Consider the following 14359-nt stretch of genomic DNA (forward strand, 5'->3'; position numbering starts at 1 on the left):
TACCCAATAATATATAAAAATGCCTCGTGAAAATCTTATTTATACGAGGCATTTTCAATTATATGAGTAAAGTTTTATCCTTTTATTTGCTTCAAAGAAGTTTTAATTCCTCTAATCAATGAGGAGCTGAATCCATGCATTTCCATTTCGTTCAATCCCGCAATGGTACAACCTTGAGGTGTTGTTACACGATCTATTAGTTGTTCTGGATGCACTTTTTCTTCTAATAGCATTTCAGCAGCACCTTTTACGGTTTGTGCTGAAATAGCTAATGCAGTTTGCCAATCAAAACCTATTTCGATTCCTGCTTGCATAGAAGCTCGAATATAACGCAATGCAAAAGCAGTTCCGCTAGCAGCAAGAACTGTTGCAGCATCCATTAATTTTTCGTCAATAATGGGAGCCGTTCCTAAAGTTTGAAATAGAGAAACTACACCTTGCGCTTTCTCTTTATTTTTTTCCTGAAAAGCAATACAAGTTGCTGAAGCTCCAAATTGCGCTGCGATATTAGGCATGATTCTAATAGCAGCATTCGAGTCGCCTATTTTGTTTTGTAAACTTTCAATAGACAAACCGCTCACTGCTGAAGCAATAATTTTATTAGAAACTACAGGCAGAATTTCATTCAGCACAGTATCAACTTGGTAAGGTTTTATAGTTAAAATAATAATATCGGCTTCCTGGATAAGATGCGTATTATCAGTAGAAACAGTAGCACCTAATTTTTCAAGATATAGGATACTCGATGTATTTCTACGTGTAATTGTAACTTGATTATCGGATGAGAATTTTGATAACCCTAATGCAATAGAAACTCCTAAGTTTCCGCCGCCAATAATGTGTACTTTCATGCTTGTTGTGGTTTATTCCCTCCCCATAATACTCTCAAAAAGAGAGAATCGTTGTCGAAAAGTGTTGGTTGTATAGTTTTTTGGTTTCTTTTTGCTGTTAATATACTTTGTTTTAAAATCCTAAAATTATTTTGGCTATCGAAAAATAAATTAGGATTCCGCAAATATCATTACTAGTGGTTATAAAAGGTCCTGTTGCTAATGCGGGGTCAATGCCAAACTTATCCAATAGTAACGGAATAAAGGTCCCTATTAACGAGGCAATAATAATTACTGAAACTAATGCTATGGTCACAATAAATCCGATGATAAATTCAACATTCAATAAAAAATGACTTCCTAAGAATAATATTATAGCAAGAATAACTCCATTTAATAAACTCAACAAAACCTCTTTTACCAATCTATTAAACAATGAACCACTTAGTGAATTGTTAGCTAAGCCCTGCACAATAATTGCTGATGATTGTACACCTACATTTCCTGCCATCGCCGCGATCAGAGGTGTGAAAAAGAATAATTTTCCATGTTCCTCCATTGCTGGTTCAAATAACCCTAAAACTTTCACCGTTACAAATCCTCCTAACAGCGCTAAAACTAACCATGGAAGCCTAGCTTTTGTCAGATCTATTATGCTATCATCCGCTTCTACGTCTTGCGAGATACCTGCTGCTAACTGGTAATCCTTATCCGCTTCTTCCTTGATTACATCTACAATATCATCAATTGTAATACGACCTACTAAACGCCCTAATTCATCCACAACAGGAATAGCTTCTAAATCGTATTTTTGCATGATTCGAGCAACCTCAACGTCTTCTGTATGGACTTTTACAGAGTTTAGCTTTCTGATATAAACCTCACTTATAGGCGTTCTTGATGAAGTAGTCAATAAATCCTTAAGGGATAAACGTCCTTTTAATCTGTCTTCGTCATCTACCACATAAATAGAATGCACTCTGGAGATATTTTCAGCTTGAATGCGCATTTCTTTTACACAAGTAAGCACATTCCAATTCTCGTTAACTTTTACTAACTCCTTATGCATAATTCCACCAGCTGTATCTTCGTCATAACGAAGCAAATCAACGATATCCTTAGCATGCTCAACATCCTGAAGTTCTGATATTACCTCCGCTTTCAAATCTTGTGAAAGTTCTCCAATAATATCAGCAGCATCATTAGTTTCTAACTCATCTAATTCTTCTGCAATTTCTTTAGCTGAAAGCCTACTTAAGATATTCTCACGCAAATCATCTTCAAGTTCCAGAAGAATTTCGGCAGTTTTATCACTATCTAAAACTTTAAAAATATAAGTTGCTTCGTTAAAATCAAGCTCGTCTAGAATTTCTGCAATATCAGCATGGTGCATATCATTCAATAAAACCTCCAATTGCTTGTCGTTTTTACTTTGAATAAGTTGCTCTAATTCTTGAATTAATTCCTTACTGATTTTAAACTCCATCTGCTTCTATTTTTTGGGTCAATTCGATAAACTGCTCCACATTAAGTTGTTCTGGTCGAAGGTCAAAAACAGTATCCTCTCTAAGTTTATCAGATAAATTTAAAGTTTTCAAACTATTACGTAACGTTTTTCTGCGTTGTTGAAAAGCCGTTTTAACGACTGTAAAAAATAACTTTTCGCCGCAAGGCAAACTATAATCTTCTTTTCTGCGCAAGCGTAAAACTCCTGATTTTACTTTTGGCGGCGGGATGAAAACATTCTCATCTACCGTAAACAAATACTCAGCATCATAAAAAGCCTGTACTAAAACAGAAAGTATTCCGTAAGCTTTAGTACCTTTTTTTTCACAAATACGTTGCGCTACTTCTTTTTGAAACATCCCTGCAAATTCTGGAATTTGGCTGCGATATTCCAAAGCTCTAAACACAATTTGCGTTGAAATGTTATAAGGAAAATTCCCAATGATAGCGAATTGCTTTCCTTCAAAAATCTCGTTGATATTGTATTTCAAAAAATCTTTAGAAATAATTTTATCCTTTAATTTAGGGTAATTTTCATCAAGATATGTCACTGATTCGGTATCGATTTCAATCACATAGGTATTTATGGGTTTATCCAATAAATATTTTGTCAAAACACCCATTCCAGGACCTATTTCTAATACATCCTCATATCCAACTAAGTTTAAAGTGTCAGCGATATCTTTTGCGATGCTTTCATCTTTTAAGAAATGCTGTCCGAGGTGTTTTTTAGCTTTTACTTTTTCCATATTGTCGTTGCGAGTCACGTAGCAATCTCGCTAAATTTTATTATTTTCTAATCAAAAAAGATTTTAAAAATTAATCTTTAAGATTCATTTAGCATCAAAGCGCTAAGTATACTTTTTTTTGCCGCGAAAGCCTGAAGAAATAAAGTTTTTACATTTAAGAATCGTGACTGTAAACTGATAATCAAAAATATACAATCTAAAGCATCATTTCAGATCACTTTTTAATGATCTGAAATCAATTCTAATTCTGTCCTAAAAGCTAGCATTTTATCTCCAAATAATCGCTGTCCTTCCTCGCGAAAAGCAGCAGCATCTTCTTGGTAATATTTTTCTAGCGTTTCCTTACTATCTGTTACATACTGAACAGAGTAAGTTGTTCCGCCCATTTCCTCTTCCACTAAAACCTTAACCATTCGTGCCGAAGAAAATTTTCCTGTCGCCAAAAGTTCTGGTATATGTTTGTGTCGCATCCAGAGCATCCACTGATCGTGAACGCTTTCGTGTATGTTTGTTGTAACGTTGTATATTATCATTTTCTTCATTTTTGAATATAAATTTGAACTAGGACTTCTCTCATAAACCTAAAATCGTTAATTCTCAATCTAAAATCATTTTATAGATTTGTGTCGCCTCTTAATTGTCTGAACTTTTTTCTCGCGTCAACAAAATGAATGCTATCTTGATGATTAAAAATTATTTTTTCATACAAGGGCTTTGCTTTTTCAGGTTGCTGCAATTTCTTGCTGTAAATTTCAGCCGAAAAAAACAAGGCTTCATCTATGTAAATTCCGTCACTATGATGGTCTATAATCACTTGGTATTGGCTTAAAGCCAAATTAAAATCACCCAATTTTTCGTAAATCTCACCTAATCTTAATAAGGTGACCCCTTCTATTTCCTGTCCTTTAAAATCCTTTAAAATAGATTGAAACTGCGCTACTGCATCCTGATTTCTATTTTGATATAACAGATAATCTCCTTTTGCAAATTGCTTTAATGCCCCTTGTGTCGAATCAGCGACTGTATTGTCATTGATTAACAAAAAATATTCTAAAGCGTCATTAGCAATCAACTGCGTATTAGCGGACTTTAACTCTTTGAACTGCTTTAAAGCCCAAGCAAAATCAGTTTTGAAATAACTTGTTTTAGCCGCTTTTAACGTAGCTTCATGTGCCAAAACATCATTTTTTAAATCCAACTCGATCTGTGAATAATAGAGTAATGCCTGATTGAATTTTTCTTCATACAGAAATATATCTGCCAGTTCCATTTTGGCTCTAGCTGCATCATAATCATTCAATCTCAATTCTAAAGCTTTTTTTACAATTGCCTTCCCTTCTTCTGGCTTTTTTAAATTAAAGGCAACAAAATGAGCTTGAATCAGCTGCAAAGATAAGGTAAAAGGACTTATCTCAAATTCGCGCAACAAATTGTCTAATTCTAGGCTGATATTGGCGAAGTCATTTTGAGTTGCTTTTTCGATTTTCATTTCCATCAAATAGACATTCGCTTGAATAAGCAATTCTAAATCTTTACTGTTTTCCAACACAAATCCTAAGATATCTCTAGCTGCTTCTTGATTATCTTCCTCAATGGCTAATTGGGCTAAATTTACGATGCTATTAAGCGATTCGGGATTGCGTTTATAAATTGCTTTTTGTTGAATGAATGCTTTTTCGAATTCTTTTTGCTGTACATAAAACCAGCTTAAATAATAATTCCAGAAAACATCTTGATTTTTTTGCGTTCGCAATATCAATGCCTTTCGTAATAGTTCATTAAAATTAGCATCGCCATCATCAACCATAAAACGAACGAACTGATTTTGGATTAGAACAGTATTTTGAGGACTTTGATATGCCTCGTCTAGGAAACTAGTAATCATCATTTCTATATTGCCTAACTGTCCGTATAGCAATCCCATTTGATAATTAAATTTTAAACTTGGCTGCAGCTCAATTGCAGTTTGATAGGATTTTAGCGCATAATCTAATAATACTTTACGCTCAAAGGAGTTTGAAATTGCATAAACTTCATTTGGATTTGTCCTGATTCTATCTACTGCTTGATCGTAGTAAACTTTAGCTTTAGCATCGTCTTTACGCAGTTGAAAATTATAGCCTAGTTCGACCAATAGATTAGATTGTTTGTACTTATCAAACCTTTCCTTAATCGCTTTTTCGGCTATATCAAATTGTTGTAATTGTTGGTAACAGTCAATTGTACGTAGAAAATATTGTGTGTTTTGAGGTACCTTTTGCAGCAATTCTTCAAAACCTATTTTAGCTTTTTCAAAATCTCCTTTCTCATAATAATACTGCGCTAATTGTTCGTTTTGTGAGAACGCAAATAGCGAGAATGACAAAAAGATATAAAGAAAAACGTGATTCATATTGCAGGTGTTCAGTATTCAGTGTTCAGTTTGCGAACCGATGTACTGTTCAAGAGGCAAACTGAACACCGATCACTGACGACTGAACACTAATTAGTCAATAATATCAAATCCGCAATACGGACGCAATACTTCTGGAATTACAATTCCTTCTGGAGTTTGGTAGTTTTCTAAAATTCCAGCTAAAACTCTTGGTAAAGCTAATGAACTTCCGTTAAGTGTATGTGCTAATTGGTTTTTTCCGTCTTTATCCTTGAAACGTAACTTCAAACGATTCGCTTGAAAAGTCTCAAAATTAGAAACAGAAGAAATCTCTAACCAACGTTCTTGCGCTGTAGAATACACTTCAAAATCATAGGTTAAAGAAGCTGTGAATCCCATATCACCACCGCAAAGACGTAATATTCTGTAAGGCAATTTCAATTCTTGAAGAATATTTTTCACATGTTCAACCATCCCTTCCAAAGCTTCGTATGATTTATCGGGATGTTCAACACGTACAATTTCTACTTTGTCAAATTGATGTAAACGGTTTAATCCACGTACATGCGCACCATACGAACCTGCTTCACGACGGAAACATGGTGTGTAAGCCGTAGTTAAAATAGGTAATTCGCTTTCACTTAAAATTACATCACGAAACAAATTAGTCACAGGAACCTCAGCTGTTGGGATTAAGTACAAGTCATCGGTTTTATCATGATACATTTGTCCTTCTTTGTCTGGCAATTGTCCTGTTCCATAAGCAGATGCTTCGTTGACCATGTGAGGAACTTGAACTTCATTGTAACCTGCAGCAGTATTTTTGTCCAAGAAATAATTGATCAACGCGCGTTGTAATTTTGCTCCTTTTCCTTTATACACTGGAAATCCTGCTCCAGTGATTTTAACACCTAATTCAAAATCGATGATATCGTATTTTTTTACTAATTCCCAGTGCGGTTGCGCATTTTCATGCAAAACAGGAATATCGCCTTCCTGAAAAACATTTAAGTTTTCCTCAGGTGTTTTCCCTTCCGGAACCATATCCGCAGGAAGATTAGGCAAGGTGTATAATTTTTCTAAAAGCTCAGTAGCAAGCGCATCTGCAGTTTCGGCTAACTTCTTGCTTTTCTCTTTATTTAAAATGGTTTTTTCTTTTAGAATAGCGGCTTTCGATTTCTCGCCGTTTTTCATTAATTCACCAATATCTTTGGATAATTTATTAGATTCAGATAGAATTGCGTCTAAGTCCACTTGCGTAGCGCGACGTTTTTCATCTAGTTGTACCACTTCTTCAACAACACTTTTGGCATCCATATTTCTTTTTGCCAAAGCATTGATTACTTTCTCCTGATTCTCTCTAATAAATGCAATTTGTAACATAGTTGGATTTTTATAACTATTATATTTCTAATAATGGAAGCAAATTTAAGTAATTGTTTGAGACTTATAAGACAAAGTGATCATGAAATAACTGTTTTAAGAAGAGAGATAAAACCAATAGTAAAGATTCCGCCTGTTTTTAGTCCAATAAATATAGAACGTAACTAAGCTAGAGAATGATCAGGTATGCTAAACTCAAAATCACTTCCTTTTCCAATTTGGCTTTTAACCCAAATCTCACCTCCATGCTTTTCTATAAAATCTTTACACAACAACAATCCTAAACCCGTTCCTATTTCTTGATTTGTTCCTAAGGTGGTGTGTTTTTCATCTATTTTAAATAAATTTTCTATTTTTCGTGGCGCAATTCCAATACCACTGTCTTGAACAGAAAAAATTGTTAAACTTCGCTCTTTTCTCACAGAAAGCACTATTTTACCATTATTTCTGGTAAACTTTATTGCATTAGCAAGCAAATTACGAAAAATGGTTTCAAGCATATTCATATCAGCATACACATATTGTTTATCCTCGATTTGAATATCTATGGATATATTTTTAGTCTTAGCAACACTCTCCAATAATTTTTTAGTCTTTTCTACGACTAAACTAATCTCTATTTTTCAGGGCGAAACTCTAGTCCTCCTGTTTGAGACTGTGACCAAGTTAAAAGATTATCTAGTAATGAAGAGGTGTTTTTAGATGATTCATGAATGAGTTCAATAAGCTCTCTTGTTTCTTTTTGACTAAATTGATTTTCTAATAATAATTGCGTTCCACCTATAATCCCAGTAAAAGGCCCTCGTAGATCATGTGCTATAATTGAAAAGAATTTATCTTTATCATCAAGTAAACTTTTAACCTGAATTTCTTTCTCTTCTTGCAGTAAAAGTAAATAGCCTACCCCGCTAATAATCATCATCAAAAAAACGATTAAAAAGATAATTTTCTGCACAGGATCACCTGAATAAAGGCTGGTTGAGCTCTTAAAAAACGGATGCACAATGCGAACAACCACAGCAATAATTAATACACAATAATTAACCCCAAGTAATTTCTTAAATAAACTGCTTCGTGTTTCTGTCAAAAAGCGCAAAACAGGCGTGATTAAGAGTAAAAAAATTATGAATGATACTAATGAAATACGAACACTAGCCAATACATTTAGCCAAACTGCTACATAAAGACCTAACAACCCAATAACTAATACAAGCGTTTGTAGTTTATAATCTCTTTTAGAGCGATCCTTAACTAGCATTAACATTACAATAGATTCTAGATAATAACTTACAAGCACAAATGTATTAGGAATAAGAATATTAAAAAGGCTGACTGAAAAGGTTTCTGCTCGTAGAAAAAAAACAACCATGCAAAAGATTGAAAAATTTTAGTAAGCCCAAATAACAGCAAGTGCGTATTATTATCCTGACTAAATAAGGCGAAACGAAAGGTAAAAAAGAGAGAAGCCAATATTAAATTTCCCCAAAACAATAAACCCAATATATTTCGAATATCTAATAAAAGTAATTCTGAAAATTGATTGATGAGCTCCATAAGTAGTAATATTCTTTTCTTTGGTTTATGTCATCTAGACGTGTTTTACAAAAATATACTTATTTTAATAGCATACTAAAAAAACGGTAATACTTAGGCTAAAAATATCCATCAAAATTTATTTTATCACTATTCTCTGTTAATGTCGTGACCTACAAACTCTTCCAACGTTGCAAACATATCATCGACAGAAAGCACCTCTAAATCTGGATGAGTTTTTAGAAAATCAGCATTAAGTTGTACCAAGTTTTCTTCAATTTCAAAAAAAGTGTCGTTGTTGAGCAAATCTCGGATAGGATTTACGCCTTCCAGTTTTCCTTTAAAAAACTTATCTCTTTTTACACTGCTCATCAGTTTTACTTTCTTGCATTGCTGTTGGAATAATTCCAAATGTTTTTCGGCACCAAGTAACTGCAAACCTTCCTCAATTAATTCGTTGAGCTCGGTATTCCATTTTGAATTATATACAAATTGCGCAAAATTGCCTTCGGTACATTGAGAGGTATAATAATCTAAATAATAGCTCATCAACGCATCTTCATGAATTAAATCATCATCTATTTTTTCCTCACGCATCAAGTTAATCACTGAAATATTAGAGTTGATTACATCTTGAGGATTTTCACTATTTGCTGCTGTTTCTGAAATTATGATTCTACCGAATTCCATTGGAGTATTATTTAAGGAGTTTGCGGCAAATTTCGGGTAAAATAAAACAGAAAAGAAATACAATGCAATTTATATACTATCAGGTTCATCACTAATCTTTTTCTGATTCATTTTAGCGACCAAAGCTTTCAATCGCAAGGCTTTTTCTTTCCTTTCTTCTTGAAGTTTAGCCTTTTTACGATTGAGTAATTTAGTGTGCAAAGCCTTGTTTTTAGTGTTTTTCTCGGGTCCTTTTGCCATAACATACAATCTTAGATTATTACTTTTACAAATATAATCAAGATCACTTTACTAGCGAAATACAGCAAATTTATTTTAATAAACAGCAGTATTTCTAACAAAATCAATGCTTGGATTTATTTCGCAGAATTCCGCCGCTAGCATCTTTAATGTATTGAATGTACATAAATGCTTCGGGATCAATCTCAACAATTTTTTCTTTTATTCTCAATAATTCTAAGCGTGTCACTACTGTAACAATAATGTCGCAATCTTGCTTTTGATCAAAACTATCAGGCAAAAAACCGCGCTCCCCTTTTATTACAGTTATTCCTTTTCGAAATTGGTTTGCTATCAAAAATTTTATCTCTTCGCTTTTTCCAGAAATAATATGTAAAGAAGTGTAATGTTCTATTCCATTAGTCACATAATCTAGAGATTTGACCGCTGAAAAATATGTAACAATAGAATATAGAGCGGTACTAATCCCAAAAAACACAGCCGCGGATAAAAAGATAACGCTGTTGATTGCAAAAATCACCTCTGACACATTTAAACCAATTTTTCGAGTGGTTAGTAAGGCAAGAATTTCAATTCCATCTGCCACAGAACCGCTTCGAATGCAAAGTCCCATTCCTACACCAGCCAAACAACCTCCAAATAAAGCTATTAGTAATCGGTCAGAAGTTACTGCATCGATATGAATAAAAGTCATGCTGCCGGCTATAAGGGTAAAAGTAAATAGACTTTGAACTACAAAAGTATTTCCCAATATTTTTTTGCCGATGTATAAAAAGGGTAGGTTTAGGACAAGTACTAGAATTCCAAAAGGAACATGAAAAATTTCGTGAAGTAGAATAGAGGCGCCAATTACTCCGCCATCTAAAAACTTATTAGGAATCATGAAACCTTTTAGCGCTAAAGTTATAAAGGCAACGCCAACAAGATTTAAAATAATGTTTTTAGGATGAAGAATTTCTTTCCAGTTGATACTCATAATTATTTTTATTTGAAATAAAAATCTTAACTAGACTAGATCTTAGTGGTAAAACTAGATGAAATAATAATCTACAATATCATTTTGTAAGTCAAATTCGCATACTTTGTTGATTTTCTCTTTTAAACTTTCAATTGTATCGCTTGATTAAAAGAAAATTATTAACTTTGATTACCTAAGTTGCAAGTTACTAAAAATCATTATGTTACACAATTATAATTGTACCTACGTAAATATTTTAAATCTTAAAAAAATATATTATGAGAAAAAATGTACAGATAGTTCTTACTGTAGATGCAGAAAAGCTCTATCATATGAAAAATTACAACCAAGATGATATTGACACTTATTGCACGTTGACAGACGATAATGATGGCACTGCAAATTCCAGTGATATTGACCACCCAATTCCAATTTAAAGTGAGCACCTGATTCCAATTCAAAATGACCACCTAATTCCGGAGCAAAATGACCACCTCCATTTTTCATTAAAAACTACTTTTTTTCATCTGTTAATTAGTATTCAAATATACTTAAATATTAGCTTTTGTTTATGCCCCTTTTTTTTCTCATAGATTCTCCGTGCAATTCGATTCGGTGAGATTGATGTATCAGCCTATCCAAAATTGCATCAGCTATTGTTTTTTCTCCAATGATGTCATACCAGCCTTGCACTGGGATTTGTGATGTTACAATTATAGAACCATTATTATGCCTGTCTTCAATGATCTCTAAAAGGGTAATTCGGTTATGACTATCTAATGCTTGGAGTCCAAAATCGTCCAGTATAATAACATCTTGCCGTTCTATTCTTGCCAGTTCTCGAAGATAAGAACCATCTGCTTTGGCCATTTTTAATTTAGCAAACAACTTTGAAGTATTAAAATAACTTACCTTAAAACCCTGTATACAGGCTTGATAACCTAATGCTGTACCTAAATAACTCTTACCCACACCGGTACTTCCTGTGATTAAAATGTTTTCGTTTTTCTCTACAAATTCGCATTCTGCCAGACGTAGCACCATGTTTCGATCCAGATTACGGGTTTGGTCAAAATTGATACTTTCAATATTTGATTTGTAATGGAATCGGGCATTCTTGATACTGCGTTCAATGCGACGATTATGTCTTTCATCCCATTCGGCATCAATAATCATCGATACAAACTGATCTAGCGTGTAGTGGTCTGTTTTCCCGCTTTCAATGGCTGTTTTAAAAGCATTGAACATACCATAAAGCTTCATTTGTTTCATTTTTGTTACTGTGGATTCATTCATGTTTTCAAGATTTAATTTAGTTATAATACTGTTTTCCTCTTATGTTACCGTGATTCGGGAGTTCCTGCTCGGGTTCTTGCTCAAAATCAATATGGTCTAAGTTGTTTTCTAAAATATTCTGTATGGTCTTAAAATTGTAAATTCTAAAATCAAGTGCCCGTTTACAGGCATTTATTAATCGCTGTTTACCAACCTTTTTTTCGAAGTTGAGTATTCCTAAACAACTTTTATAAGCCTGTTCAGGATGGTTCCTGCTTTCGATTATCTGCATGATATATTCTGCTACTGCCTCATCAATACTGCTGGCCCAATCAATGAAGCGAGCAGCGCTCCATTGGGCTACAAATTGGTGTGTACTGGCTAAATGTTCTGGGGTTGTGGTATAGACATAAGGTTTGTAATTCCTCGGATGAATGGCTATTCGATTGTATTTGTAATAGATCTCCACGGTTGATTTTGTATACAAGAGTTTGGCTTTTTTCTTTACATATTGATACGGAACACTATAGTAATTTTTGTCTTGACTTAATTGGACATGTCCGTTTTGCATCACCGTTGCAAAGGATTGGTATTTGATTTCAAAGCGTTCTTGTGGTAGTGGGCGTAGTTTTTGTTTCTCATCTTCTAAAAACAATTCTTTACGGGAGTAAGGACGTCCTGTGAGTTTTCGACTATTATGAGCATCTAATAAATCCCATATCTGCTGGTTTAATTCTTCTAGAGAAAAGAATTTGGTTTCTTTTAGAGTTACGTAAATCCTTCTGTACAATATCTTTACCGCACCTTCAACCAATGATTTATCCCTTGGTTTATAAGCCCTGGCAGGTAAGATTGTAGTTTCGTAATGTTCCGCTAAATCAGCCAGGGTTTCATTGATTGTTGGCTCAAAACGACTGCTTTTTATCACTGCAGATTTTAAATTATCGGGAACAATTGCCGCAGGAGTACCTTCAAAAAAACGCATGGCATTTTCTACCGAAGTAACAAAATCTTCCTTTTGTTGGCTCATGGAAGCTTCTGCATAGGTATATTGGCTGGCTCCCAATATGGCTACAAAAAACTGTACTTCTTTGATTTCTCCGGTATCTTTATCAATGATGGAGAGTGTTTTTCCGGCATAATCCACATACATTTTATCACCGGCTTTGTGATTCATATGCATTACAGGATTGACTCGTTTACCCCATACTTTGTAATGATGAGCAAATTGCGAACTCCTGTAACCATCGGGGTTTACGGCAATATATTGCTCCCACATATGTTGTACGGTAACGCCAACTTTCTTTAGTTCACGTTCCATTTTAGGGAAAAAATCGTATAGGATCTGCAATTTGGGACTAATGGATTCCACAGTAGTCTGTGAAAACAAAAGTTCTAGTTCTGCATCTGTTTTTCTATCAATTAATTCAAAGTTTAATCCGAGAACTTCAAATAAAGAAATATACTTCTTTACCGTATTCCTGGAAAGGGATAAGTAGCTACTTATAAACAACTTACTCTTTCCTTCACAATAGAATTTAATTACTTTTCTAATTTTACTCATGTCTGTTATTTTGTTTGCCATAATCCGTATTTTTTTAACGAATGTATGGTGCTAACAACATGAAAAAGTCAGTAGTTTTTAATAATCAATTTACCCCAAAATTAGGTGGTCAATTTGAACTGGAAAGTGGTGGTCAGTTTGCTCTGGAACTGGTGGTCAATTTGACCGGTTTTTCCAATATAGTCAATGATTTTGCCTCAACTCTAGATTCATTACCAAAAAAACAAGCAGGCAAAAAGGAACTACTCCAACAATTAGAACAAAAATTTTCGGTTAATAATCCTGCTTTAGATTCTGTGCAACTTGACAGACAACTAAAACAATATGATTTTACTGCAATGCATCAAAAGCGTTGTTTTACATGGCAATTTTATAGTAGTATTTTTATTTTTGTTATAGTTATGCTCATTGTAGGAATGGGGCTTTTTCTTTCCTACAAGCAGTTTCAACTTTTAGAAGTGCAGATAAAAGATAATCTTTTAAAACCAAAAGCCGAGACCACAACTATAGAATCTGAAACCACTAATATCGAAATTTCACAAACAGGTCTCAAAATAAATACAGGTGTAATAGGACTTGCTATATTGTTTCTTTCGTTAGCCTTTTTCTTTTTATATTTAAAGTACGTGTACCAAATCGAAATTATAGAAACTATAAAATGATACTTATATTTTTCTTCTTATTGCCAATAAAAAAGTACACTATTCCACCCACAAAGTATAGCACTACATCAATCCAATCTGCTGTATATCTAGAATTTACTTTAGGAAGATAATATTCGAAAAAAACAGAATAAGAGATCGCTAAAAAAATGACAAAACAAAGTGGTAATCTAAAAGAAGAATCTCTTTTAACGCATCTAATTATAAATTCAATCGCACCAAGAACTAAAGGAAGATACAATAAATCATTAGCATAATTATTGACTATGCTTGGTAATGGTAAGTTTAAGCGCTGCATCAAATAAATTGTCAAAGCAATAAAAACCATTGTGAAATAAAGCACTTTTCTAAACATTGAAAACTCTTATTTTATTTAACCTGCAACAGTTGCGGTTACGAGTGCTATAAGTCCTCCGATAATCACAGCGAAGAAAAGCCAAATAGAATATACAGCTTTAAAAAGTAACCTAATTATAATATTTGAGTGTTCTAAACCTTTATCAAAAAAGACTTCAAATTTATTAATTACTTTACTTGCAACTTCTTTTTGATCCTTTTTTTCTTGAAGCTTTTTTTCCGTTTACATTCGGCGTTT

The 14359-nt window shown here is 33.7% G+C and carries 16 protein-coding genes; 2 read left to right on the plus strand and 14 right to left on the minus strand.

What is annotated here, in order from left to right; translation table 11 throughout:
- Positions 1 to 74 precede the first annotated feature (74 nt).
- The 11 genes from proC to LNP27_RS03430 all read right to left on the minus strand — a co-directional run bounded on the left by proC (position 75) and on the right by LNP27_RS03430 (position 10281).
- Positions 75 to 851, minus strand: a complete 777-nt coding sequence (proC, locus tag LNP27_RS03380; protein WP_229943103.1) for a pyrroline-5-carboxylate reductase — start codon at positions 849 to 851, stop codon at positions 75 to 77.
- A 112-nt stretch (positions 852 to 963) separates the two neighbouring features.
- A complete protein-coding gene (mgtE, locus tag LNP27_RS03385; protein ID WP_229943104.1) occupies positions 964 to 2316 on the minus strand; it encodes a magnesium transporter in 1353 nt (450 codons plus the stop codon).
- Positions 2306 to 3085: a 16S rRNA (adenine(1518)-N(6)/adenine(1519)-N(6))-dimethyltransferase RsmA gene (gene rsmA / locus LNP27_RS03390; RefSeq protein WP_229943105.1), complete on the minus strand. Its 780-nt coding sequence runs from the start codon at positions 3083 to 3085 to the stop codon at positions 2306 to 2308. Before rsmA ends, mgtE begins: the two co-directional genes overlap by 11 nt.
- Before the next feature lie 221 nt (positions 3086 to 3306).
- Entirely contained in the window at positions 3307 to 3618 is a 312-nt protein-coding gene (locus LNP27_RS03395) for a DUF4286 family protein (protein WP_229943106.1), read from the minus strand.
- An 80-nt stretch (positions 3619 to 3698) separates the two neighbouring features.
- A complete protein-coding gene (locus LNP27_RS03400) occupies positions 3699 to 5477 on the minus strand; it encodes a tetratricopeptide repeat protein (RefSeq protein ID WP_229943107.1) in 1779 nt (592 codons plus the stop codon).
- A 93-nt stretch (positions 5478 to 5570) separates the two neighbouring features.
- Positions 5571 to 6842, minus strand: a complete 1272-nt coding sequence (gene serS, locus LNP27_RS03405; protein WP_229943108.1) for a serine--tRNA ligase — start codon at positions 6840 to 6842, stop codon at positions 5571 to 5573.
- Positions 6843 to 7006: 164 nt separating this feature from the next.
- Positions 7007 to 7423: a sensor histidine kinase gene (locus LNP27_RS03410; protein WP_229943109.1), complete on the minus strand. Its 417-nt coding sequence runs from the start codon at positions 7421 to 7423 to the stop codon at positions 7007 to 7009.
- A gap of 35 nt (positions 7424 to 7458) precedes the next feature.
- Positions 7459 to 8211 carry an ATP-binding protein gene (locus tag LNP27_RS03415; RefSeq protein WP_229943110.1) on the minus strand — a complete coding sequence of 251 codons (753 nt, stop codon included), beginning with the start codon at positions 8209 to 8211 and terminating at the stop codon, positions 7459 to 7461.
- A gap of 314 nt (positions 8212 to 8525) precedes the next feature.
- Complete coding sequence (locus tag LNP27_RS03420) at positions 8526 to 9065, minus strand: DMP19 family protein (protein ID WP_229943111.1); 540 nt, start codon at positions 9063 to 9065, stop codon at positions 8526 to 8528.
- Between the two features lie 69 nt (positions 9066 to 9134).
- Complete coding sequence (locus LNP27_RS03425; protein ID WP_229943112.1) at positions 9135 to 9305, minus strand: hypothetical protein; 171 nt, start codon at positions 9303 to 9305, stop codon at positions 9135 to 9137.
- A 103-nt stretch (positions 9306 to 9408) separates the two neighbouring features.
- The gene (locus LNP27_RS03430; protein ID WP_229943113.1) at positions 9409 to 10281 is read right to left on the minus strand and encodes a YitT family protein; all 873 of its coding nucleotides are present in this window, start codon (positions 10279 to 10281) and stop codon (positions 9409 to 9411) included.
- A gap of 260 nt (positions 10282 to 10541) precedes the next feature.
- Between LNP27_RS03430 and LNP27_RS03435 the strand changes: the two genes are divergently transcribed.
- Positions 10542 to 10700 carry a hypothetical protein gene (locus LNP27_RS03435; RefSeq protein ID WP_229943114.1) on the plus strand — a complete coding sequence of 53 codons (159 nt, stop codon included), beginning with the start codon at positions 10542 to 10544 and terminating at the stop codon, positions 10698 to 10700.
- A 121-nt stretch (positions 10701 to 10821) separates the two neighbouring features.
- Here LNP27_RS03435 and istB read toward each other — a convergent pair whose 3' ends face one another.
- Entirely contained in the window at positions 10822 to 11559 is a 738-nt protein-coding gene (gene istB, locus LNP27_RS03440) for an IS21-like element helper ATPase IstB (protein WP_229943115.1), read from the minus strand.
- Between the two features lie 16 nt (positions 11560 to 11575).
- Positions 11576 to 13123: an IS21 family transposase gene (gene istA / locus LNP27_RS03445; protein WP_229943116.1), complete on the minus strand. Its 1548-nt coding sequence runs from the start codon at positions 13121 to 13123 to the stop codon at positions 11576 to 11578.
- A gap of 38 nt (positions 13124 to 13161) precedes the next feature.
- On the opposite strand from istA, the gene LNP27_RS03450 reads away from it, so the two are divergent.
- Positions 13162 to 13764 (plus strand): hypothetical protein, encoded by a 603-nt coding sequence (locus tag LNP27_RS03450; RefSeq protein ID WP_229943117.1) that lies wholly within the window; start codon positions 13162 to 13164, stop codon positions 13762 to 13764.
- On the opposite strand, the gene LNP27_RS03455 is transcribed toward LNP27_RS03450, so the two are convergent.
- Positions 13754 to 14119, minus strand: a complete 366-nt coding sequence (locus tag LNP27_RS03455; protein ID WP_229943118.1) for a hypothetical protein — start codon at positions 14117 to 14119, stop codon at positions 13754 to 13756. The two genes, LNP27_RS03450 and LNP27_RS03455, sit on opposite strands and share 11 nt — an antisense overlap.
- Positions 14120 to 14359 lie beyond the last annotated feature (240 nt).

The sequence above is a fragment of the Flavobacterium galactosidilyticum genome (assembly GCF_020911945.1).
In the GTDB taxonomy this organism is placed as follows: domain Bacteria; phylum Bacteroidota; class Bacteroidia; order Flavobacteriales; family Flavobacteriaceae; genus Flavobacterium; species Flavobacterium galactosidilyticum.

Coding starts and splice junctions, on each gene's coding strand:
- proC (WP_229943103.1), bottom strand. CDS start 851: ATGAAAGTACACATTATTGGCGGCGGAAACTTAGGAGTTTCTATTGCA.
- mgtE (WP_229943104.1), bottom strand. CDS start 2,316: ATGGAGTTTAAAATCAGTAAGGAATTAATTCAAGAATTAGAGCAACTT.
- rsmA (WP_229943105.1), bottom strand. CDS start 3,085: ATGGAAAAAGTAAAAGCTAAAAAACACCTCGGACAGCATTTCTTAAAA.
- LNP27_RS03395 (WP_229943106.1), bottom strand. CDS start 3,618: ATGATAATATACAACGTTACAACAAACATACACGAAAGCGTTCACGAT.
- LNP27_RS03400 (WP_229943107.1), bottom strand. CDS start 5,477: ATGAATCACGTTTTTCTTTATATCTTTTTGTCATTCTCGCTATTTGCG.
- serS (WP_229943108.1), bottom strand. CDS start 6,842: ATGTTACAAATTGCATTTATTAGAGAGAATCAGGAGAAAGTAATCAAT.
- LNP27_RS03415 (WP_229943110.1), bottom strand. CDS start 8,211: ATGGTTGTTTTTTTTCTACGAGCAGAAACCTTTTCAGTCAGCCTTTTT.
- LNP27_RS03420 (WP_229943111.1), bottom strand. CDS start 9,065: ATGGAATTCGGTAGAATCATAATTTCAGAAACAGCAGCAAATAGTGAA.
- LNP27_RS03425 (WP_229943112.1), bottom strand. CDS start 9,305: ATGGCAAAAGGACCCGAGAAAAACACTAAAAACAAGGCTTTGCACACT.
- LNP27_RS03430 (WP_229943113.1), bottom strand. CDS start 10,281: ATGAGTATCAACTGGAAAGAAATTCTTCATCCTAAAAACATTATTTTA.
- LNP27_RS03435 (WP_229943114.1), top strand. CDS start 10,542: ATGAGAAAAAATGTACAGATAGTTCTTACTGTAGATGCAGAAAAGCTC.
- istB (WP_229943115.1), bottom strand. CDS start 11,559: ATGAATGAATCCACAGTAACAAAAATGAAACAAATGAAGCTTTATGGT.
- istA (WP_229943116.1), bottom strand. CDS start 13,123: ATGGCAAACAAAATAACAGACATGAGTAAAATTAGAAAAGTAATTAAA.
- LNP27_RS03450 (WP_229943117.1), top strand. CDS start 13,162: ATGAAAAAGTCAGTAGTTTTTAATAATCAATTTACCCCAAAATTAGGT.
- LNP27_RS03455 (WP_229943118.1), bottom strand. CDS start 14,119: ATGTTTAGAAAAGTGCTTTATTTCACAATGGTTTTTATTGCTTTGACA.